The organism is Micromonospora echinofusca (assembly GCF_017614955.1).
GTDB lineage: Bacteria > Actinomycetota > Actinomycetes > Mycobacteriales > Micromonosporaceae > Micromonospora > Micromonospora echinofusca_A.
Genome location: NZ_WVUH01000025.1, coordinates 13,539 through 34,119, shown reverse-complemented (window position 1 = coordinate 34,119; position 20,581 = coordinate 13,539). Strand labels below are relative to the sequence as shown.

The window sequence follows — 20,581 nt, the reverse complement described above, 5'->3', positions numbered from 1 at the left end:
GGAGAACCCGGCGCCGACGGGTACGGTCACCGAACGGGCCGACGGCACCACCTCGGTCGAGGAGTTCCAGCGGGACATCTCCGGGGCGGTGGCCGCCGCCGAACGGTACTGGGCGGCCCGGTTCCGGGCGTCCGGGCAGCGGTTCCAGCCGATCCGTGAGGTGATCGCCTACCAGCGGGACGGGGAGGTGGCCTGCGCCGGGCAGGGACTGCCCCGCAACAACGCCGTCTACTGCTCGCGGGGTGACTTCATCGCCTACGACGTGCGGTGGGCGGTGGGGGCGTTCCGGCAGATCGGCGACGCGTTCCTGTTCTACCTGCTCGGTCACGAGTACGCCCACGGCATCCAGGTGCGCCTCGGGATCCGCTACGACTACACGATCCAGCAGGAACTCCAGGCCGACTGCATGGCCGGGGCGTACCTGGGCGACTCGGTCCGCACCGAGGAGCTGAGCCTCGACGACGGGGACCTGGACGAGTTGCGCGAGGGACTGCTGGCGGTGGGCGACGACCTGGGGCAGCCGTGGTTCGCCGAGGGGGCGCACGGCAGCCCGGAGCAGCGTACGGAGGCGTTCTTCAACGGGTACGAACGTTCGCTGGACGCCTGCGAACTGGGCTGACCGGCGAGGCGTACGCCACATCCACCGGTCGGGGCCGCTGCGGCGGCGCCGTGTGGTTGACAGGATCAGCGGTACCCACCGACTGACCCTGGAGGATCCGCTGAGCCACCATCATCCCGCCGCCGTGCTCTTCGACATGGACGGCACCCTGGTCGACAGCGAGAAGCTGTGGGACGTCGCGCTCCGTGAGCTTGCCGAGGAGTACGGCGGGACGCTCTCCACCGCCGCCCGGCTCGCCATGATCGGGAGCAGCATGGCCGCCTCGATGCGGATCCTCCACGACGACCTGGGGCAGCCGTGGCGTGACCCGGAAATCAGTGCCGCCTGGATCGACCGGCGGATCCTGGAACTGTTCCGTACCGGACTGCGCTGGCGGCCCGGCGCGCTCGCCCTGCTGCGGGCGGTACGCGACGCGCGGATCCCGACCGCCCTGGTCACCTCCAGCGGGCGGCAACTGGTCGAGGTGGCCCTGGACACCCTCGGCCGGGACAGTTTCGACGTGGTGGTCTGCGGTGACGAGGTGGACGCGGCCAAACCGCATCCCGAGCCGTACCTGACCGCCGCCCGGTTGCTGGGTGTACCGATCGGGCGGTGCGTCGCCATCGAGGACTCCCCGGCCGGGGTGACCAGTGCGCTGACCGCCGGGGCGGCCGTGCTGGCCGTACCGGCCGAGGTGCCGGTACCGGCGGCCGACGGGGTGCACCAGCGGGAGAGTCTGACCGCGGTGGACCTGGAGGTGCTGGCCGCGCTGCTCGGCGCTCCCCGCTGACCGCGGTTAGGAAGGGCCCCTTCCTCTACCGAAAGCGATAAGAAGGGGCCCTTCCTGACACCTCAGTCGTGGGCGATCGCGCCGAGGACGTTGATCCGGGCGGCCCGGATCGCCGGCAGTACCGCGGCCACCACGCCGATCAGCGCGGCCAGCCCGACGAAGAGGCCCATCTGCGACCAGGGCAGCACCAGCTCGGTGATCCCCTCGTCCTTGAGCGCCTCGACCACCGCCGCGCCCAGCCCGCTGCCCACGGTCACCCCGAGCAGCGCGCCGAAGACCGAGATCACCACCGCCTCCACGGTGATCATCCGCATGGTCTGCGCCCGGCGCAGCCCGATCGCCCGGAGCAGACCCAGCTCACGGGTGCGTTCCAGGACCGACAGGGCCAGCGTGTTGATGATGCCGAGCACCGCGATCACGATGGCCAGGGCGAGCAGGATCTGGATCATTCGGAGCAGGGTGTCGAACTGCCCGGTCTGCTGCGCGATGAACCCGGCCCGGTCGGTCACCGACACCTCCGGACTGTCCTTGACCAGTTCCTCCAGCTGCGGCTGCACCTGGGCCACCGGGGTACCCGGGGTCAGCTGCACCAGCGCCAGGTACGGCTTGGGCTGGGTGAAGTCGGCGGCGGACTCCTTCGGCAGCATGATCGCACCGGGCAGCCGGTCCTCCGGCACGATGGCGGCGACCGTGTAGGTGTGCGGCTCCCCCCGGGCGAACTGGGCGGTGATCCGGTCACCGACGGTCTTGTTCAGCTCCTTTGCGGCCGGCTCGCTGAGTGCCACCTGGTCGGGCCGGAGCGTGGCGACCGTGCCGGCGGTGGCCTTCGCACCCCAGATCCGTCCCACGGCCGCCAGGTCGGTGGCCGCGTTGACGAACCGTCGTTCCCCCTCGACCGTCGCCATGTCGTTGTAGAGCCCGGCGACCGCCGCCACCCCGGGCAGCGCGGCGGCCCGGTCCACCACCGTCGGTTCGAACGTGGGCGGCTGCGGGCCGGTCTGCTCGCCCGCCACCACCAGTTCGGCGTCGATGATCTGCTCGGCCTTGCCGGCGATGCTGGCCTTGGTCGAGTCGAGGATCACGGTGACCCCGGTGACCAGCGCGATCCCGACCATCAGGGCGGCGGCGGTGATCGCGGTACGACGCGGGTTGCGACCGGAGTTGAGCCGGCCCAGCTTGCCCGGTACCGACCAGGAGAAGAGACCGCCGAGCAGGTTGACCACCGGCCGGCTGATCAACGGGGTGAGCAGGGCCACCCCGATGAAGGCCAGCAGCACCCCGGTGAGGATGGTGACCAGCGTGTTGTCCCCGGCGTTGCCGGACAGCCCGAGGGCGAGCAGGCCGGCCCCGGCGGCCGTCACCACCGCGCCGGAGAGGGTGACCCGGGTCAGCGGACGGTCCGGGGTGGCCACGTCCTGCATGGCCGCGATCGGCGGGATCCGGGCCGCGCGCAGCGCCGGCAGCAGCGCCGCCACCACGGTGATCACCAGACCCACCCCGAAGGAGCTGAACACCGCGACCGGTGGCACGCCCAGGCCGGCCAGGGTGAGGCCGCCGGCGAACTGCCCGAAGACGTACGCCAGCAGCGCGCCGACCCCGATGCCGGCGGCCAGCCCGAGCACGGAGGCGAGCAGCCCGATGGCGACCGCTTCGACCAGTACCGAGCCGATGACCTGCCGGCCGCTGGCCCCGATGGCCCGCATCAGGGCCAGTTCCCGGGTGCGCTGCGCGACGATGATCGAGAAGGTGTTGAGGATCAGGAAGGTGCCGACCAGCAGGGCCACCCCGGCGAAGCCGAGCAGGATCCGGTTGAAGAACGACAGCCCCTCCTTGAGCCCGGCGGCGGCGTCGGCGGAGAGCTGCTCACCGGTCTTGACCACGTACCCGTCGCCGAGGGCGGCGGCCACGTCGTCGCGGAGCCGTTCCGGGGCGACCCCGTCGGCGCTGGTCAGGACGATGCTGTTGTAGGTGTCCGGGGCGCCGAGCATCAGCCGCTGCGCCACCGGGGTGGTGAAGTAGATCTCGTTGGCCCCGCCGATGCTGTCCCGGCCACCGCTGTAGCCGAAGATCCCCACCAGGGTGAACTCCTGCTTTGACGCCAGGGTCAGCAGCACCCCGACCTGGTCACCGACGGTGACCTTGCCGGCCGTCGCGAGCGCCGCGTTGACCATGATCTCGTTGTCGGCCTGCGGGGCCCGACCCTGCCGGATCTCGATCAGGTCGCTGCCGCCGGTCCAGTTGCTGCCGAGCTGCGGCGGACCGAACGAGGTGACGGCCTTGCCGTTGCTGCCGATCAGCCGGGCGCCGGTGGCGTTGACCGAGCCGGTCGCCTCGGCGACCCCGGGCACGGTGCGGACCCGGTCCAGCACCGCCGCCGGGAACGGGGGCGCCACCTGCTCACCCTCGGTTTCGCCGACCGCGAGCTTGGGCTTCGCGGCGACCTGGACGTCGACGCCCTCGTAGGCGTCGGCGAAGATCGCGTCGAACGAGCGGCCCAGGGTGTCGGTGAGGACGAAGGCGCCGGAGACGAACATGACGCCGAGGACGACCGCCAGCCCGGACAGGATCAGCCTGACCTTGCGGGCCAGCAGGCTCTTGAGCGTGGCACGCAGCATCAGATGCCCGCCTCGGTGGGCGCCGGCAGCGTGTCCAGCTTCTTCATGGTGTCCAGCACCGTGTCGGCGGTCGGCTCGATCAGCTCGGAGACGATCTGCCCGTCGGCGAGGAAGACCACCCGGTCGGCGTACGCGGCAGCCGTCGGGTCGTGGGTGACCATCACGATGGTCTGACCGTGCTGGCGTACCGAGTTGCGCAGGAAACCGAGCACCTCGGCACCGGAGCGCGAGTCGAGGTTGCCGGTCGGCTCGTCGGCGAAGATCACCTGCGGGCGGGAGACCAGTGCCCGGGCACAGGCGACCCGCTGCTGCTGACCGCCGGAGAGCTGGTTCGGCCGGTGGTCGAGCCGGTCCCGCAGCCCCACCGTGTCGATCACGGTGTCGTACCAGGCCGGGTCGGGCTTACGGCCGGCGATGGCCAGCGGGAGCAGGATGTTCTCCTTCGCCGACAACGTGGGCAGCAGGTTGAACTGCTGGAAGATGAAGCCCACCTGGTCGCGGCGCAACCGGGTCAGACCGGCGTCCCCCAGCCCGGTGACCTTCGTGTCGCCGATCATGACGGTGCCCCGGGTCACCGTGTCCAGCCCGGCCAGGCAGTGCATGAGCGTCGACTTGCCGGACCCGGACGGCCCCATGATCGCGGTGAACCGGCCCCGCTCGAACTCGGCGCTCACCCCCCGTAGCGCCACCACCTGTGCCTCACCGCTGCCGTACACCTTCCACACGTCGCTGGCGCGGGCTGCGGCCCCCACCGGGCGACCCACCGTCGCGGTCACTGGCTCCCCCTCTGTCAACATCCTTCGACCGGCCGACCCCACGGGCCGACCGACACGTGTCATCATCGGCCCTGACCGGGCCGGTAACGTCCGACTCCCGACGGAGCGTGACGCGGATTTCGGCCTGCGGGTGGGCCCCCATGCCGACTCAGGGTCACCCCTGAGCAGACCGCTGTCCGTCACCGTCGGTGACGACCCTGGTGACCGTACGACCTGACGTACCGTCAGGGTCAACCGACGATCGGCAGCCCGTCAGGCCCCGGGCCGGCGACCGGTCAGGCCCCCGGCCGCACCAGCCCCGACTCGTACGCCAGCACCACGGCCTGCACCCGGTCGCGCAGCCCCAGCTTGGTCAGGACGTGCCCCACATGGGTCTTGATGGTGGTCTCGCTCACCGTCAACGCCCGGGCGATCTCCGCGTTCGACAGCCCCCGGGCGACCTGCACCAGGACCTCCCGTTCCCGCTCGGTGAGGGTGCTCAACGCGTGCGGCAGGGTGGACTCCGGGTCCGGCAGCGCCTGGGCGAACCGGTCCAGCAGCCGCTTCAGGATCCGGGGTGCGACCACCGCGTCGCCGGCCGCCACCGTCCGGATCGCGCCCACCAGGTCGTCGGCCGGTACGTCCTTGGCCAGGAACCCGCTCGCACCGGCCCGCAACGCGCCCACCACGTACTCGTCGAGGTCGAACGTGGTGAGGATGAGCACCCGTACCGGCAGTCGCGCGTCCACGATCGCCCGGGTCGCGGCGACCCCGTCCATCCGGGGCATCCGGATGTCCATCAGCACCACGTCCGGCAGCAGCCGGCGGGCCAGGTCGACCGCCTCCACGCCGTCGCCCGCCTCGGCGACGATGTCCAGTCCCTCCTCGGCGCCGAGCACCATCCGGAACCCGGTACGCAGCAGCGGCTGGTCGTCGACGAGCAGGATCCGTACCGGCCGTTGCCGCCCGTCGCCCTCGGTCATCTGTTTTCTCCCACCCGTTCGTCCCCGCCCCGGCCGGCCGGGGACACCTGCTCCATCGGCAGCTTCGCGTGGACCCGGAAACCGCCCCCGGTGCGGGGCCCGGCCCGCAGAGTCCCACCGTAGAGGGCCACCCGTTCCCGCATCCCGACCAGACCGTGCCCGATCCGGTCGGGTGCCGGCAGCGGACCCCGCCCGGTGTCGTTGACCTCGACGACCAGCGAGTACACCCCGAAGCCGAGGCGGACCTCGGCGGTGGCCGGACCGGCGTGCTTGAGGGTGTTGGTCAGCGCCTCCTGGACGATCCGGTAGATGGTCAGCGCCACCCCCGGGTCCAGTGGGCCGGGTGTCCCGTCGACCCGGAACACCACCGGCAGTCCGGCCTCGCGTACCTGCTCGACCAGGGCCTCGATCCCGGCCAGGCCGGGCTGCGGGGTCAGTTCCGCCGCCGGTTCGGCGTCGGTGCGCAGCACGTCGAGCAGGCGCCGCATCTCCCGCAGGGTGGTCCGGCTGGTCTGCTCGATCGTGCCGAGCGCCTCCTCGGCGGCGTCCGGGTCCCGGCGCAGCACCCGGCGGGCCCCGGTGGCCAGCACCCCCATCACGCTGAGATGGTGCGCGACCACGTCGTGCAGCTCCCGGGCGATCCGTCGCCGCTCGTCGGCCACCGCCTGCTCGGCCAGGGCACGCTGGTTCTCCTCGGCCACCCGGGCCCGTTCCCGCAGCACCGCCACCGACGCGCGCCGGGCGTGCACCGTCCGCCCCACGAAGAACGACACCAGGGTGACCAGCACGTTGTTGAGCACCACGTAGCCGGGACTGACCTCCAGCACGCCCTCCAGCGGGGCGACGACGTTCGCCACCGCGACCGGCACCCAGAGCACCACGGCGGCGATCACCGCGGCCCGCAGCGAGCGGTGCGCGGCCATCGTGTAGGTCAGTACCACGAAGGTCAGGCTCTGGGTCGTCGGCGCGTACCCGAGCAGGACCGGCAGACCCAGGGTGGCCACCGCCGCCCCGACCGCCACCCACGGGGCCACCCGCCGCAACGCCACCGGGGCGGCGCAGAGCGCGCTCCAGCCCAACGAGACCGGCAACGACCGGGGCCAGTACTCCGGCGGGGTCAGCAGGGTGAACACGACGTCCAGCAGCACCAGCCCGACGGCGAACAGGGCGTCCACCACGGGCGGGTGCGCGCGCAGCCACGCCACTCGACCCTCCGTCACACCAGTGACGGTAGGCAACCGGCGGGCCGACCTGATCGGCGTGGCCGACGAACCGGTACTCCTCCCTGGGGAGGAGGTCACTCGTCCGCGCCGGGGACGACCGCCCCCTGTCGGGCGTCCCGGGTCACGTCACCGGGGACCAGTTCGGGGAAGGGCGGCGGGGTGCCGCCGAAGCTCGGGCAGAGTGCCTGGTGGTTGCACCAGTCACAGAGCCGGCTCGGTCGGGGCCGGAAGTCCCGGTCGGCGGTGGCCCGCTCGATGGCCCGCCACAGCGCGACCACGGTGCGCTCGAAGCGCTGCAACTCCTCCTCGTCCGGGGAGTAGTCGCAGACCTCGGCGTCCTTGAGGTAGAGCAGGCGCAGCACCCGGGGCACCACCCCCCGGGTCCGCCAGAGCACCAGGGCGTAGAACTTGAGCTGGAACAGCGCCCGCGCCTCGAACGCCTCCCGGGGCGCGCCACCGGTCTTGTAGTCGACCACCCGCAGGGCACCGTCCGGGGCGACGTCGAGCCGGTCCAGGTAGCCCCGGATGAGCAGCTCGTCGTCGACCACGGCGGAGACCAGGCTCTCCCGTTCGGCCGGCTCCAGCCGGGTCGGGTCCTCCACCGCGAAGTAGCCGTCGAGCAGCCCGGTCGCCGACCCCACGAACCCGGTGACCGCCGCCGGGTCGTCCCCGGCGAACAGCTCCGCCAGCTCCGGCTGCTCGGCGAGCAGCCGCTCCCACTCCCCGGGGACCAGGTCGGCGGCGGCCTGCGGGGTGCGCTGCGCCGCCGGCAGGTCGAACAGCCGCTCCAGCACCGCGTGCACCAGCGTGCCCCGGACCTGCTCGACGCTGGGTCGCTCGGGCAGCCGGTCCAGGCTGCGGAACCGGTACAGCAGGGGACAGGTCTTGAAGTCCGCGGCGCGCGACGGCGACAGCGACGCGCGGACCGTCGCCGGCACCGCCGCCACGGCTCCGCCGGGCTGGGCCGGAACGAGCCGCGAGGTCTGCTGGTTGGTCACCGGTTGCGCCGTCATGACCGAAGGCTAGGCCACGGGTACGACGTCCGTCCGGTTGCCGCGTCGGGACGGGCGCGGAGAAACCCCGGTGGCCGGTACCGGTGAAACGGTACGCGGCAGCCGTACAGGAACGGTACGTAGCATCGACCCGGTGCAGCAGACACCACGCAACCGTCGAGACCCCGCCCCGCGATCCGGCCTGACCGTCGGTCGGGTGTTCGGGGTGCCGCTGTACCTCAACGCCTCCATGCTGCTGCTGGCCCTGCTGGTCACCGTCACCTACGGCGAGTTCGTCCGCCGCCAGCTCGCGCTCAGCCCGACCGCCGGGTACGTCATCGGCTTCGGGTTCGTGGTCTGCCTGCTCGGCTCGGTGCTCCTGCACGAGCTGGGGCACGCGCTCACCGCCCGCCGGTACGGCATCGGGGTGCGCGGGATCACCCTGGAGCTGCTCGGCGGCTACACCGAGATGGACCGCGACGCGCCCACGCCCCGGATCGACCTGCTGGTCTCCCTCGCCGGCCCGGCGGTGTCGTTCGTGCTGGGCCTGGCGGCGACGGTGGCCACCCTGGCGCTGCCCGACCGGACCCTGGCCAACCAGCTCGCCTTCCAGCTGGCGGTGAGCAACATCATCGTGGCGGTCTTCAACAGCCTGCCCGGCCTGCCGCTGGACGGCGGGCGGGCGCTGCGCGCCGGGGTCTGGGCGGCGACCCGGGACCGGCACCTCGGTACCGAGGTGGCCGGCTGGGTGGGTCGGGTGGTGGCGGTCGGCAGCGCGGTCGTGGTGGCGCTGCTGACGGTGCTGAAGGTGCTCGCCCCGCTGGCCCTGCCGCTGATGCTGCTGGTGTCGTTCACCCTGTGGCGGGGTGCCGGACAGTCCATCCGGCTGGCCCGGATCAGCCGGCGGTTCCCCCTGGTGGACCTGGCCGGGCTGGCCCGGCCGCTCCTGTTGGTGCCCGGCGGCACCCCGCTGGCCGAGGCGCAGCGGCAGCGCGACGCCGTCGGGCGGCCGGCCGCGCTGGGCATCGCCGACGGCGCCGGTCGGCCGGTCGCCCTGGTCGACCTGGTCGCCGAGGCCGCCGTACCGGCCGAGCGGCGGCCCTGGCTGGCGGTGGACGCGGTGGCCCGCTCCCTGACCGACCTGCCCCGCCTGCCGGTGGGGCTCGACGGGGAACGCGTGGTGGAGGCGGTACAGGCCCACCCGGGCGCACAGTACCTCGTGACGGCAGGCGAAGATGTCGTCGGCGTTCTGCACATCGCGGATCTGGCGCAGCTCCTGGAACCCAAACGGAAGATGAACACGTGACCGCACATCCCCCTGCCGACCCCGCCGTCCCCGCCACCGGGGCACCGGCCGACGTCCCGCCGGTACCGGCCGACCACCGGCCGCTGCCGGTCCGCCGGGGACCGTTCCAGCCCGGTGACCGGGTCCAGCTCACCGACCCGAAGGGCCGGATGCACACGGTCACCCTGGAACCGGGCAGGGCGTTCCACACCCACCGCGGTGCCCTGGAGCACGACGCCCTGATCGGGCTGCCCGACGGGAGCGTGGTGACCTCCACGGGCGGTACGGCGTACCTCGCCCTGCGACCGCTGCTCGCCGACTACGTGCTCTCCATGCCCCGGGGTGCCCAGGTCATCTACCCGAAGGACGCGGCGCAGATCGTGGCCATGGGGGACGTCTTCCCCGGCGCCAAGGTGCTGGAGGCCGGGGCCGGCTCCGGGGCGCTGACCTGCTCCCTGCTGCGGGCCGTCGGCACCGGCGGTGAGGTGCACTCCTACGAGCTGCGCGAGGACTTCGCCGAGATCGCCCGGCGCAACGTCGAGGCGTTCTTCGGTGCCCCGCACCCGGCCTGGCACCTGCACACCGGGGACGTGGCCGGCTGCGGCGAGACCGGCTTCGACCGGATCATCCTGGACATGCTCACCCCGTGGGAGGCCCTGGACCTGGTGGAGCGGGCGTTGCTGCCGGGCGGGGTGTTCATCGGCTACGTCGCCACCACGCCGCAGTTGTCCGAGCTGGTGGAGGCGCTGCGCGAGCGGGGCGGCTTCACCGAGCCCCGGGCCTGGGAGTCGCTGGTGCGGGACTGGCACGTCGACGGCCTGGCGGTCCGCCCCGACCACCGGATGATCGCGCACACCGCGTTCCTGGTCTCGACCCGCAGGCTGGCCCCCGGGGTGACCGCCCCGCCGCGTCGCCGCAAGCCCAGCAAGGGCGCCGAGGCGTACGTGGCCCGCCGGCAGGTGCTGCGCGAGGCGGAGGACGCCCGACGCGCCGCCGTGGCGGCCGGTACCGCGGCCGAGGTGGCCCTGGACGCGGCCGAAGCTGCCCTGGAGGCCGCCGACGGGGTGGCTGTCGCCCCGGCGGCCGACGGACAGGTCGCGCCGTGACCGGTGCGGGCGCGACGTGGGCGGGCTGGGTCGTCCCGGGGCACGCATGACCCAGCCGGACTTCGGGGGCAACGAGCTGCCGGCGGTCTTCCCGGACTGGTCGCCCTACCAGGACCTGGAGTCGGCGGCCCGGGCCTACCTGCGGGACCCGGACGTGGCGCTGGAGGCGCTCGGCGGTGTGCTGCGCGGTGCGTCGGTGCTGGGCTTCACCCTGGAACGCTTCGTCAACGAGGTCAACGGGGTGTGGCAGGAGGTCGTGGTCTGTGACGGCAGCCGGCTGGTCCTCTGGCACGGCGAGGACGTGCCGCCGGAGGAGGGGCCGCCGGGGGCGATGACGTCGTCGCTGCGGGTGGTGCCGGTGTCGACCGTCACCGAGGTGGGTTGCCGGCGGCGGCTCACCCGGACCGAGAACGGCCGGATCCGGGTGGACAGCATCGACGTGTACCTGCTGCTCACCTCGCTGGACGAGTCCGGTTCCGGGGAGGAGCTGCCGGCCGGTCCCCGGCATGACGCGCTGCGTTTCGGCAAGACCCTCGACGACGGGGGAGCGGGGCAGATCGCCCGGTTGGAGGAGTTCGCCCGGCTGGTCGCCTCGGTGGTCGGCCGGCCGGTGCTCTGAGCCGCGCGACCGGCAACAGGGCGACGGACTGGGTGATCTTTTCTTGATCGTTTGTAGTTCAGCTGCACTTCGGTCAGCGTGGTGGACCTGGTCTCGGGGTTCGAGCACGCTGCTGGCCACGATGTGCCCGGCGCGTACGCCGGCATCGTTCTCGATTACTTCAACTTCGGCGACCTGGCTGCCTACCTCACCGGACGATCGGACTCCGCCTACCGGTCTAGGCAGGGCGTGATCGCCCTCCTTGGTTGCAACTGCGGCGAGGTCGGCTGCTGGCCCCTGGAAGCCCAGGTGATTGCTACCGAGGACTCGGTGATGTGGCGCGGCTTCTCCCAGCCCCACCGCCCCCAGCGCGACTATGGGGACTTCGGTCCCTTCGTGTTCCGTCGAGACCAGTACAAGCGCGCAGTTCGCGAGGCGACCGCCGCCAGTCTGCCCCCATCTCCCCGATAGGTGCCAAGAACTGCGGCGCCCGCTCGGTGTCAAGGGCAAGTCGGTGCTACCGGTGTAACCTTCCTGGTATGACCGCACCCGTGAGGAAGCTGTCGATCTCCGTTCCGGCTGACGTGGCCGAGCAGTTGGAGCGTGAGCCCAACGCCAGCGCCTACATCACCCAGGCCGTCCGGGACCGGATGCGCCTGGACGCGCTCGACGCCGAGTTGGCCCACGCCGGTATCCAGATCACCGAGCGGGGCGTGGCCGAGGCCCGGGCCCGCCGTGCCGCTGTCGAGGCCGAGTGGACGTCGGAGCGCCGGCAGGGCCTGCGCGACCGGGTCCGCCAGCACGTCCAGGACGAAGCCGGCGGCGGCCTCCAGCAGCAGCCGGCCGCGTGAGTATCGACGACCGGCCGGTCCGGCTCGTACTGGACCGGTCCGCGCTGCTGGCCTACGTCGAGGGTTCGGTGCACGTCGGGGAACCACTGCACGAGGTCATCCAGGACCGCAACCGGTTCGGCGTCACCGCCGTCACCGCAGCCGAGACCCTGGCCATGGTCAGCGACGCGAAGGATCGGGCCGCCCTGCACCGCCTGCTGGCCCTGGACGCCTGCGTGGTGCTGCCCACCGATGGGCGGTCCTGGCACGAACTGAGCTACTGGCGCACGTTCACCGGCCGCGTCGACCTGGCCACCACCGTGCTGGCCAGCCTGGAGTACGACGCCTCGATCCTGACCCGTGAGGACCGGTACGGCGACGGCAGCGAACTACCGGTGATCCACATCCCGACGTGACAGCCATCCGTGGACCGGGCGGGCGTCAGTCCGCGTCCGGCCCGGCCACCTCGACGTCGTCGGTACGGCGTACCACGTGGATGCACTCGCCCGGGCACTCCTTCGCGGAGTCGATCACCTCGAGCCGGAGATGGGCCGGTACGTCCACCCGGGCGCCCGGCGTGGCGAGCAACTCGCCCGAGCTGTCCTTGACGTACGCGAGGCCGTCGATGTCGAATTCGAAGACCTCCGGGGCGTACTGCACGCACAGCCCGTCACCGGTGCAGAGGTCCTGATCCACCCAGACCTGCAGTTCATCGGTCTCGACCTGCGCCGACATCGCCACCCCCATACTCTCGTGGACCACTGACCGACGGTACCCGAACGTCGTCGGCCGGCCCCGCGCAGCGCCCCTGAGACGATCAAGGTTCGGTGACGAGGGCATTGCATGGGACCGAATTCGCGTCACAACGGCTAGTGTTAGGGCAGAGGTGTTCAAGCCCCCCGGGGAGGTGGACGTGGCACGAAGCGACGACGCGGATTCGCGCGCCGCACGGTGGGAGAAGGAGGCGAACGATCTCTCCACCCAGGTCGCGTTTCTGCAGGAGGAACTCGCTCTGGTGCGACGCAAGTTGACCGAGAGCCCCCGACACGTACGGCAGCTCGAGGAGCGGCTGGCTGCCACCCAGGCACAGCTGGCGCGGCTGACGGAGAACAACGAACGGCTCGTGAGCACCCTCAAGGAGGCTCGGGCGCAGATCGTGACGCTCAAGGAGGAGATCGACCGGTTGGCGCAGCCGCCGAGCGGTTACGGGGTCTTCCTCGCGCGGCACGACGACGGCACGGTGGACGTCTTCACCGGCGGTCGCAAGCTACGGGTGGCGGTGTCGCCCTCGTTGGACGTCAGCGAGTTGTGCCGTGGGCAGGAGGTCCTGCTCAACGACGCGCTCAACATCGTCGACGCGCTCGGCTACGAGCGGGTCGGCGAGGTCGTCATGCTCAAGGAGATCCTGGACAACCCCTCGGGTGGTCCGGGGGACCGGGCGCTGGTGGTGTCGCACGCCGACGAGGAGCGCATCGTGCACCTCGCCGAGACACTGATCGGTTCCCCGCTGCGGGCCGGCGACTCGCTGATGGTCGAGCCCCGTTCGGCGTACGCGTACGAGCGGATCCCGAAGAGCGAGGTCGAGGAGCTGGTCCTGGAGGAGGTGCCCGACGTCGACTACTCCGACATCGGTGGCCTCCAGTCGCAGATCGAGCAGATCCGCGACGCGGTGGAGCTGCCGTTCCTGCACGCCGACCTGTTCCGCGAGCACCAGCTCCGGCCGCCGAAGGGCATCCTGCTCTACGGTCCGCCCGGCTGCGGCAAGACCCTGATCGCCAAGGCGGTGGCCAACTCGTTGGCCAAGAAGATCGCCGAGCGGCGGGGTGAGGAGAAGCACACCAGTTTCTTCCTCAACATCAAGGGTCCGGAGCTGCTCAACAAGTACGTCGGCGAGACCGAGCGGCACATCCGGTTGATCTTCCAGCGGGCGCGGGAGAAGGCAGGGGAGGGCACCCCGGTCATCGTCTTCTTCGACGAGATGGACTCCATCTTCCGGACCCGGGGCTCCGGGGTCTCCTCGGACGTGGAGAACACCATCGTCCCGCAGCTGCTCAGCGAGATCGACGGTGTGGAGGGTCTGGAGAACGTCATCGTCATCGGCGCCTCCAACCGGGAGGACATGATCGACCCGGCCATCCTGCGGCCCGGCCGGCTCGACGTGAAGATCAAGATCGAGCGGCCGGACGCCGAGGCGGCCAAGGACATCTTCTCCAAGTACATCCTCACCGACCTGCCGTTGTCCGCGGACGACCTGGCCGAGCACGGCGGGGACCCGAAGGCGACGGTCGCGGCCATGATCGAGGCCGTGGTGCTGCGGATGTACTCGGAGACCGAGGAGAACCGGTTCCTGGAGGTCACCTACGCCAACGGTGACAAGGAGGTCCTGTACTTCAAGGACTTCAACTCGGGCGCGATGATCCAGAACATCGTCGACCGGGGCAAGAAGATGGCCATCAAGGAGTTCCTCACCTCCGGGCGCAAGGGGCTGCGGTTGCAGCACCTGCTCGACTCCTGCGTCGACGAGTTCCGGGAGAACGAGGACCTGCCGAACACCACGAACCCGGACGACTGGGCCCGGATCTCCGGCAAGAAGGGGGAACGGATCGTCTACATCCGTACCCTCGTCTCCGGCGGCAAGGGCACCGAGGCCGGGCGTTCCATCGAGACCGCCAGCAACACCGGCCAGTACCTCTGACCGACAGCGCGAGCGGGCGGCGTGCACCACGCCGCCCGCTCGCCTGCTTCCGGTCCCGGCCCACGCCCGCCCGTACCGGGCCATCCCCCTGCGGCCCGTCGCGGGCACCGCGGGCCGGGCGCAGACTAGTGTCGACGGCAGTGGGGGAGCGGAGCGAGGTGGCGGCGTGAGCGTACGACGGATCATGGGTACCGAGGTGGAGTACGGCATCTCCGTGCCCGGTCAGGCGGGTGCCAACCCGATGGTCACCTCCTCACAGGTGGTCAATGCCTACGGGGCCCGTCCGGAGCTGACCAAGGGCGGTCGGGCCCGCTGGGACTACGAGGAGGAGTCACCGCTGCGGGACGCCCGGGGGTTCACCTACTCCGGGGCGGCGTACGACCCGGCGGAGGCCCTCGCCGACGAGGATCTCGGGCTGGCCAACGTCATCCTGACCAACGGTGCCCGGCTCTACGTGGACCACGCCCACCCGGAGTACTCGACCCCCGAGGTCACCAACCCGCTGGACGTGGTCCGCTGGGACAAGGCGGGCGAGCGGGTGATGGCCGAGGCGGCGCGGCGGGCCGCCACCATCCCCGGCACCCAGCCCATCCACCTGTACAAGAACAACACCGACAACAAGGGCGCCAGCTACGGTGCCCACGAGAACTACCTGATGCGTCGGCAGACCCCGTTCGCCGACATCGTGGCGTACCTGACCCCGTTCTTCGTGACCCGGCAGGTGGTCTGCGGGGCCGGTCGGGTCGGGATGGGGCAGGACGGCGGGCAGCCCGGGTTCCAGATCTCCCAGCGGGCGGACTTCTTCGAGGTCGAGGTCGGTCTGGAGACCACCCTCAAGCGGCCGATCATCAACACCCGGGACGAGCCGCACGCCGACGCCGACAAGTACCGGCGGTTGCACGTCATCATCGGCGACGCGAACCTGTCGGAGACCTCCACCTACCTCAAGATGGGGACCACCGCGCTCATCCTCACCATGATCGAGGAGAAGTCGCTCACCGGTGACCTGGGCATCGCCGACCCGGTCAGCGAGCTGCGCGCGGTCAGTCACGACCCGTCGCTGACCCATCTGATCCGGCTGCGCGACGGTCGCCGGCTCACCGCCCTGGACCTCCAGTGGGCGTACTACGAGCGGGCCCGCTCCTTTGTGGACCAGCGGTACGGCACCGACGTCGACGGGGCCACCGCGGACGTGCTGGCGCGCTGGGAGGGCGTGCTGGACCGGCTCGGTCGGGACGTGATGTCCTGCGCCGACGAGCTGGACTGGGTGGCGAAGCTGCGGCTGCTGGAGGGCTACCGGGAGCGGGAGAAGCTCGGCTGGGCCTCGCACAAGCTGCAACTGGTCGACCTCCAGTACTCCGACGTGCGGCCGGAGAAGGGGCTCTACCACCGGCTGGTGGCCCGGGGGGCGATGAAGACCCTGCTCACCGACGAGCAGGTCCGCTCGGCGATGACCGAGCCGCCGGAGGACACCCGGGCCTACTTCCGGGGCCGCTGCCTGGCCCAGTACGCCCCCGAGGTGGTCGCCGCGAGCTGGGACTCGGTCATCTTCGACGTGGGGCGGGAGTCGCTGGTCCGGGTACCGATGATGGAACCCGAGCGGGGCACCCGGGCCCACGTCGGCGCGCTGTTCGACCGGTGTGCCAGCGCCAAGGACCTGCTGGAGGCGCTGGCCGGGCGGTGAGGCCGTGTCGGCCGGTCCCGCCGGACGAGTCGACCCCGCCACGCGCGTGGAAAGAGCAACCGCGTGGCGGGTTTTCGTCGTTCCCGCGAGGTAAGTTTCTTTCAGGCGATCGTGAGGAGGCACCAGATGGCTACTCGGGACAGTGGCGGCCAGTCGCAGTCGGGCAAGGCGCGCCAGGGCGAGGAGATCGAGGACGTCACGACCGAGGTGAACCCGGAGGTCGCCGAGCGGCACGCCGAGATCACCGAGGACGTCGACGACCTGCTCGACGAGATCGACTCGGTGCTGGAGGAGAACGCCGAGGAGTTCGTCCGTGGCTACGTCCAGAAGGGCGGTCAGTGATCCTTCTGGCCGGCTCCGCGCGGGCGAACGTCCCACACCGGTGGCGTGCCGGGGTAGGGCGGCGTCCGCACGGTCTGTGACGCGGCGGACCCACAACACCTCGACCACGATCATCGCAACGGGTGGGTACGCGGGATACTCTGCTTCAACTGCAACGGTGGTCTTGGCCGGTCCGTGACAGCGACACGCGGCTGGCCAGGGCGATCACGTACCTGAGAGGAACCACGTGGCAGCGGGTTTTGATCCATCCGGGCGTCTACCAGATGTGTTCACCAACGCGAGGACGTCCTCCTTCACGGAGTTTCTGCGCATCGCCGCTCCCGAGCTGCTGCCCGGCCGTCGGCCGCTGCCGCCGGGGATGGCCGCCGACCTTGCACCGCACGCGACCACCATCGTCGCCATCTCGGCCGCCGGTGGTGTGGTGATGGCCGGTGACCGGCGGGCCACGATGGGCAACCTGATCGCCCAGCGGGACATCGAGAAGGTGCACCCCGCCGACGCGTACTCGCTGGTCGGCATCGCCGGCACCGCCGGCATCGGCATCGAACTGATGCGACTGTTCCAGGTGGAGCTGGAGCACTACGAGAAGATGGAGGGCACCATGCTCTCCCTCGACGGCAAGGCCAACCGGCTCGCCTCGATGATCCGGGGCAACCTCGGCGCGGCCATGCAGGGTCTCGCGGTGATCCCGCTCTTCGCCGGTTACGACCTGGCCGCGACCGACCCGCAGCGGGCCGGTCGGATCTTCAGCTTCGACGTCACCGGCGGCCCCTACGAGGAGACCGGTTACGACGCGATCGGCTCCGGTTCGCTGTTCGCCAAGTCCGCGCTCAAGAAGCGGTTCCGGGCCGGCCTGAGCGTCGACGACGCGGTCCGGCTGGCGGTCGAGGCGCTCTACGACGCCGCCGACGACGACACCGCCACCGGCGGGCCGGACCTCACCCGCCGCATCTACCCGGTGGTGATGACCGCGACGGCCGAGGGCACCCACCGGCTCACCGACGCCGAGACCGCTGCGGTCGCCGAGGCCGTGGTCTCCGGTCGGATGGAGAACCCGGGCGGGTGAGCCGTCCCGTCAACACCTGCCAGCAGTCGTCAGCACCGCGCTCCTAAGGAGAACCGTCGTCGTGGCCATGCAGTTCTACGCCTCGCCCGAGCAGATCATGCGCGACCGCTCCGAGCTGGCCCGCAAGGGCATCGCCCGGGGTCGTAGCGCGGTGGTCCTCAGCTATTCCGATGGGGTGCTCTTCGTCGCGGAGAACATCTCCAGCGCCCTGCACAAGGTCAGTGAGATCTACGACCGGATCGGCTTCGCGGCCGTCGGCCGGTACAACGAGTTCGAGGCGTTGCGCCGGGCCGGGGTGCGGATGGCCGACCTCAACGGGCTCAGCTACGACCGGCGGGACGTCACCGGGCGGGCGCTGGCCAACGCGTACGCGCAGAACCTGGGTTCGATCTTCACCGAGCAGTCCAAGCCGTTCGAGGTGGAGATGTGCGTCGCGGAGGTGGGTGCCACCCCGGAGGACGACGAGATCTACCGGCTGACCTACGACGGTTCGGTCAACGACGAGCCGGGCCGGATGGCCATGGGCGGTCAGGCCGAGGCGATCACCGGGGTGCTGCGCAACAAGCACCGCAGCGACATGTCCCTCGCCGAGGCGATGGCGGTCGCGGTGGAGGCGCTGGGCAGCGTCGGTGGCGAGGGTGGCGCACCCCGGACGATCGCGGCCAACCAGCTGGAGGTCGCGGTCCTGGACCGGCGCCGGGTCGGCCGGACGTTCCGCCGGATCACCGGTGCGGCGCTCACCGCGCTGCTGGACGGCGGCTCCGCCCCGGCCGCCGAGGCGCCGACGGAGGAGCCCAAGCAGCCGTCGACCGGCGCGGAGAAGCCGACCGTCTCGGCGGCCTCGGCGGACCTGGAGGACAAGTCCGGCGAGTCGGCCAGCGAATAGCCCGGTCGGGCTGCGGCCCGGGGCAGTCGAGTCGACCGTCGGACAACCAGCCCGGGGCAACCCGGGAACGCGGCGGTCAGCCCGGCAGCACGGCCGGCGGGGGCACCTCGGTGACACTCCGCCGGCCGGCGAGAGCCGCGCCCAGCGTCTCCTGCCAGTGTGGCAGCGGCGCCAGCCCGGCGGCGGCCCACCGCTGGTGACCCAGCACGCCGTACGTGGGCCGGCGGGCGGGTCGGGGGAAGTGCCCGGAGTCGACCGGCCGGATCCGTTCCGGGTCCAGGCCGGACCGGGCGAACACCGCCCGGGCCAGGCCGTACCAGCTGGTCTGCCCGGTGCAGGTGCCGTGGTAGATCCCGGCGGGCGCCTGACCGGCGACCGCCGCGTCGGCCAGCTCGACCAGCCGGCCCGCCAGCAGGTACGACCAGGTGGGCTGGCCGACCTGGTCGTCGACGATGTCGAGGTGCGGACGTTCGGTGGCGAGCCGGAGCACCGTCCGGACGAAGTTGTGCCCGTGGGTGGCGTAGAGCCAGGCGGTGCGGACCACGTAGCCGTGTTCCGGGAGCCGGGTCAGGACGGCCCGTTCACCGGCCAGTTTGCTGCGGCCGTAGGCGTTGACCGGGGCGGTGGGGGCGTCCTCGGGGTACGGCTCGGTGGCCTCCCCGGCGAAGACGTAGTCGGTGGAGACGTGGACGAGGCGGGCACCGGTGGCCGCGCAGCTGGCGGCCAGGTACCCGGCACCCGTGCCGTTGACCCGGGTCGCGGCGGCCTCCTGCTGCTCGGCGCCGTCGACGTCGGTCCAGGCGGCGGTGTTGAGCACCAGTTCGTGGCCGTCGACGGCGGCGCGGACCGCGTCCGGGTCGGTGATGTCCAGGTCCCGCCGCGTCGTCGCGGTGACGGGTCGACCGGCGGCGGCGAGGACGGCGACCAGGTCACGGCCGAGCATCCCGTCGGCCCCGGTGACCAGCCAGCGGCCGGTCACCCCGGAAGGGCCGCTCACCAGGCCGATCCGACGGCTGTGTCGGCGGTGCCCGCTTCGGCCGGCCGGTCGGGGCGGGGAGTGCCGGGGTCACCGGTACCGGCCGACCCGCCGGTGCCGCCGGGTGCGGTGCCGTCACCGGCTGCGGTCGTACCGGCCCGGCCGCTCAGCGGTTCCCACCAGGAGCGGTTCTCCCGGTACCAGCGGACCGTGTCGGCGAGCCCGGTCGCCAGGTCGACGCGGGGGGCGTACCCCAGTTCGTTGCGGATTTTGGTGATGTCCAGCGAGTAGCGCCGGTCGTGGCCCTTGCGGTCGGGGACCGCGGTGACCTGCTCCCAGCCGGCGCCGCACGCCTCCAGCAGCCGGGCGGTCAGGTCGCGGTTGGTCAGTTCGGTGCCGCCGCCGATGTGGTAGACCTCGCCGGGGCGCCCCTTCTCCTGGACCAGGGCGATGCCGGCGCAGTGGTCGTCGACGTGCAGCCAGTCGCGGACGTTGCCGCCGTCACCGTAGAGGCCGACGGTGCCGCCGTCGAGCAGCCGGGTGACGAAGAGCGGGATGATCTTCTCCGGGTACTGGTAGGGCCCGTAGTTGTTGGAGCACCGGGTGACGACGACGTCCATGCCGTGGGTGCGGTGGTAGGCGAGGGCGAGCAGGTCGGCGCCGGCCTTGGCGGCGGCGTACGGCGAGTTCGGCGCCAGGGGGGTCTCCTCGGTCCAGGAGCCGTGCGCGATGGAGCCGTAGACCTCGTCGGTGGAGATGTGCACGAACCGGCCGGTGCCGTGCCGTAGCGCCGCGTCGAGCAGGGTCTGGGTGCCGAGCACGTTGGTGGTGACGAAGGGCGCGGCGCCGACGATCGAGCGGTCCACGTGCGACTCGGCGGCGAAGTGGACGATCACGTCCTGCCCGGCGACCACGGCGTCGACCAGGTCGGCGTCGCAGATGTCGCCGTGCACGAACCGTAGTCGGGGATCGTCGCGTACCGGGTCCAGATTGGCCCGGTTGCCGCAGTAGGTGAGCTTGTCCAGGACGGTGACGGCGCCCGGGGCGAGGGGGGCGGCCCGGCCGTCGAGCAGCATCCGGACGTATGCCGAACCGATGAACCCGGCGCCGCCGGTGACGAGGATCCTCACAGCTGCGGAAGTCTACGCCCTGAACTG

General features: G+C 71.6%; 21 protein-coding genes and 1 pseudogene. 14 read left to right on the top strand and 8 right to left on the bottom strand.

The window, feature by feature from the left end; all coding sequences use genetic code 11:
- A partial coding sequence (locus GSF22_RS05455; protein ID WP_208811630.1) for a neutral zinc metallopeptidase occupies positions 1 to 619 on the top strand: 619 nt, incomplete at its 5' end.
- A gap of 124 nt (positions 620 to 743) precedes the next feature.
- Positions 744 to 1,388, top strand: coding sequence for an HAD family hydrolase (locus GSF22_RS05450; protein WP_208811637.1), 645 nt, complete (start codon positions 744 to 746; stop codon positions 1,386 to 1,388).
- Positions 1,389 to 1,450: 62 nt separating this feature from the next.
- On the opposite strand, the gene GSF22_RS05445 is transcribed toward GSF22_RS05450, so the two are convergent.
- The 5 genes from GSF22_RS05445 to GSF22_RS05425 form a co-directional block, all read right to left on the bottom strand.
- A complete protein-coding gene (locus GSF22_RS05445; protein ID WP_208811629.1) occupies positions 1,451 to 4,003 on the bottom strand; it encodes an ABC transporter permease in 2,553 nt (850 codons plus the stop codon).
- Positions 4,003 to 4,779 carry an ABC transporter ATP-binding protein gene (locus tag GSF22_RS05440; protein ID WP_208811628.1) on the bottom strand — a complete coding sequence of 259 codons (777 nt, stop codon included), beginning with the start codon at positions 4,777 to 4,779 and terminating at the stop codon, positions 4,003 to 4,005. Before GSF22_RS05440 ends, GSF22_RS05445 begins: the two co-directional genes overlap by 1 nt.
- A 275-nt stretch (positions 4,780 to 5,054) precedes the next feature.
- Positions 5,055 to 5,741 carry a response regulator gene (locus GSF22_RS05435; protein WP_208811627.1) on the bottom strand — a complete coding sequence of 229 codons (687 nt, stop codon included), beginning with the start codon at positions 5,739 to 5,741 and terminating at the stop codon, positions 5,055 to 5,057.
- On the bottom strand, positions 5,738 to 6,961 hold the full coding sequence (locus GSF22_RS05430; RefSeq protein ID WP_208811626.1) for a sensor histidine kinase: 1,224 nt from the start codon (positions 6,959 to 6,961) through the stop codon (positions 5,738 to 5,740). The genes GSF22_RS05435 and GSF22_RS05430 overlap by 4 nt, the downstream gene beginning before the upstream one ends.
- Before the next feature lie 77 nt (positions 6,962 to 7,038).
- Entirely contained in the window at positions 7,039 to 7,977 is a 939-nt protein-coding gene (locus tag GSF22_RS05425; protein ID WP_208811625.1) for a RecB family exonuclease, read from the bottom strand.
- A gap of 196 nt (positions 7,978 to 8,173) precedes the next feature.
- Between GSF22_RS05425 and GSF22_RS05420 the strand changes: the two genes are divergently transcribed.
- From GSF22_RS05420 to GSF22_RS05395, 6 genes are all read left to right on the top strand, one after another.
- Entirely contained in the window at positions 8,174 to 9,262 is a 1,089-nt protein-coding gene (locus GSF22_RS05420) for a M50 family metallopeptidase (protein ID WP_439957747.1), read from the top strand.
- Between the two features lie 83 nt (positions 9,263 to 9,345).
- Complete coding sequence (locus GSF22_RS05415) at positions 9,346 to 10,347, top strand: tRNA (adenine-N1)-methyltransferase (RefSeq protein WP_244366306.1); 1,002 nt, start codon at positions 9,346 to 9,348, stop codon at positions 10,345 to 10,347.
- 46 nt (positions 10,348 to 10,393) lie between these two features.
- A complete protein-coding gene (locus GSF22_RS05410; RefSeq protein WP_208811623.1) occupies positions 10,394 to 10,966 on the top strand; it encodes a hypothetical protein in 573 nt (190 codons plus the stop codon).
- Positions 10,967 to 11,047: 81 nt separating this feature from the next.
- The gene (locus tag GSF22_RS05405) at positions 11,048 to 11,416 is read left to right on the top strand and encodes a hypothetical protein (RefSeq protein WP_208811622.1); all 369 of its coding nucleotides are present in this window, start codon (positions 11,048 to 11,050) and stop codon (positions 11,414 to 11,416) included.
- A 68-nt stretch (positions 11,417 to 11,484) separates the two neighbouring features.
- Positions 11,485 to 11,796: a hypothetical protein gene (locus GSF22_RS05400; protein ID WP_208811621.1), complete on the top strand. Its 312-nt coding sequence runs from the start codon at positions 11,485 to 11,487 to the stop codon at positions 11,794 to 11,796.
- A complete protein-coding gene (locus GSF22_RS05395) occupies positions 11,793 to 12,191 on the top strand; it encodes a hypothetical protein (protein WP_208811620.1) in 399 nt (132 codons plus the stop codon). Before GSF22_RS05400 ends, GSF22_RS05395 begins: the two co-directional genes overlap by 4 nt.
- A 25-nt stretch (positions 12,192 to 12,216) precedes the next feature.
- Here the strand turns inward: GSF22_RS05395 and GSF22_RS05390 are convergent, their stop codons facing one another.
- Positions 12,217 to 12,510, bottom strand: a complete 294-nt coding sequence (locus GSF22_RS05390; RefSeq protein WP_208811635.1) for a ferredoxin — start codon at positions 12,508 to 12,510, stop codon at positions 12,217 to 12,219.
- Between the two features lie 178 nt (positions 12,511 to 12,688).
- Here GSF22_RS05390 and arc point away from each other — a divergent pair, with 178 nt between their 5' ends.
- From arc to prcA, 6 genes and pseudogenes are all read left to right on the top strand, one after another.
- A complete protein-coding gene (arc, locus tag GSF22_RS05385) occupies positions 12,689 to 14,470 on the top strand; it encodes a proteasome ATPase (RefSeq protein WP_208811619.1) in 1,782 nt (593 codons plus the stop codon).
- A 166-nt stretch (positions 14,471 to 14,636) separates the two neighbouring features.
- Complete coding sequence (gene dop / locus GSF22_RS05380) at positions 14,637 to 16,154, top strand: depupylase/deamidase Dop (RefSeq protein ID WP_368856896.1); 1,518 nt, start codon at positions 14,637 to 14,639, stop codon at positions 16,152 to 16,154.
- A gap of 126 nt (positions 16,155 to 16,280) precedes the next feature.
- Entirely contained in the window at positions 16,281 to 16,496 is a 216-nt protein-coding gene (locus GSF22_RS05375; protein WP_208811618.1) for a ubiquitin-like protein Pup, read from the top strand.
- Between the two features lie 120 nt (positions 16,497 to 16,616).
- Positions 16,617 to 16,712, top strand: a pseudogene (locus GSF22_RS34495) (hypothetical protein); the annotation flags it as partial.
- 10 nt (positions 16,713 to 16,722) lie between these two features.
- The gene (gene prcB, locus GSF22_RS05365; protein ID WP_208811617.1) at positions 16,723 to 17,562 is read left to right on the top strand and encodes a proteasome subunit beta; all 840 of its coding nucleotides are present in this window, start codon (positions 16,723 to 16,725) and stop codon (positions 17,560 to 17,562) included.
- A gap of 61 nt (positions 17,563 to 17,623) precedes the next feature.
- A complete protein-coding gene (gene prcA / locus GSF22_RS05360; protein WP_208811616.1) occupies positions 17,624 to 18,448 on the top strand; it encodes a proteasome subunit alpha in 825 nt (274 codons plus the stop codon).
- Between the two features lie 76 nt (positions 18,449 to 18,524).
- On the opposite strand, the gene rfbD is transcribed toward prcA, so the two are convergent.
- Complete coding sequence (rfbD, locus tag GSF22_RS05355; RefSeq protein ID WP_307803747.1) at positions 18,525 to 19,445, bottom strand: dTDP-4-dehydrorhamnose reductase; 921 nt, start codon at positions 19,443 to 19,445, stop codon at positions 18,525 to 18,527.
- Positions 19,442 to 20,554, bottom strand: a complete 1,113-nt coding sequence (rfbB, locus tag GSF22_RS05350; protein ID WP_208811615.1) for a dTDP-glucose 4,6-dehydratase — start codon at positions 20,552 to 20,554, stop codon at positions 19,442 to 19,444. Before rfbB ends, rfbD begins: the two co-directional genes overlap by 4 nt.
- Between the last annotated feature and the right edge of the window lie 27 nt (positions 20,555 to 20,581).

Bases quoted from the DNA above. Each gene is read 5' to 3' on its own strand.
- GSF22_RS05435 (WP_208811627.1), bottom strand. From the start codon at position 5,741: ATGACCGAGGGCGACGGGCGGCAACGGCCGGTACGGATCCTGCTCGTC.
- GSF22_RS05410 (WP_208811623.1), top strand. From the start codon at position 10,394: ATGACCCAGCCGGACTTCGGGGGCAACGAGCTGCCGGCGGTCTTCCCG.
- GSF22_RS05425 (WP_208811625.1), bottom strand. From the start codon at position 7,977: ATGACGGCGCAACCGGTGACCAACCAGCAGACCTCGCGGCTCGTTCCG.
- GSF22_RS05375 (WP_208811618.1), top strand. From the start codon at position 16,281: ATGGCTACTCGGGACAGTGGCGGCCAGTCGCAGTCGGGCAAGGCGCGC.
- GSF22_RS05390 (WP_208811635.1), bottom strand. From the start codon at position 12,510: ATGTCGGCGCAGGTCGAGACCGATGAACTGCAGGTCTGGGTGGATCAG.
- GSF22_RS05445 (WP_208811629.1), bottom strand. From the start codon at position 4,003: ATGCTGCGTGCCACGCTCAAGAGCCTGCTGGCCCGCAAGGTCAGGCTG.
- GSF22_RS05400 (WP_208811621.1), top strand. From the start codon at position 11,485: ATGACCGCACCCGTGAGGAAGCTGTCGATCTCCGTTCCGGCTGACGTG.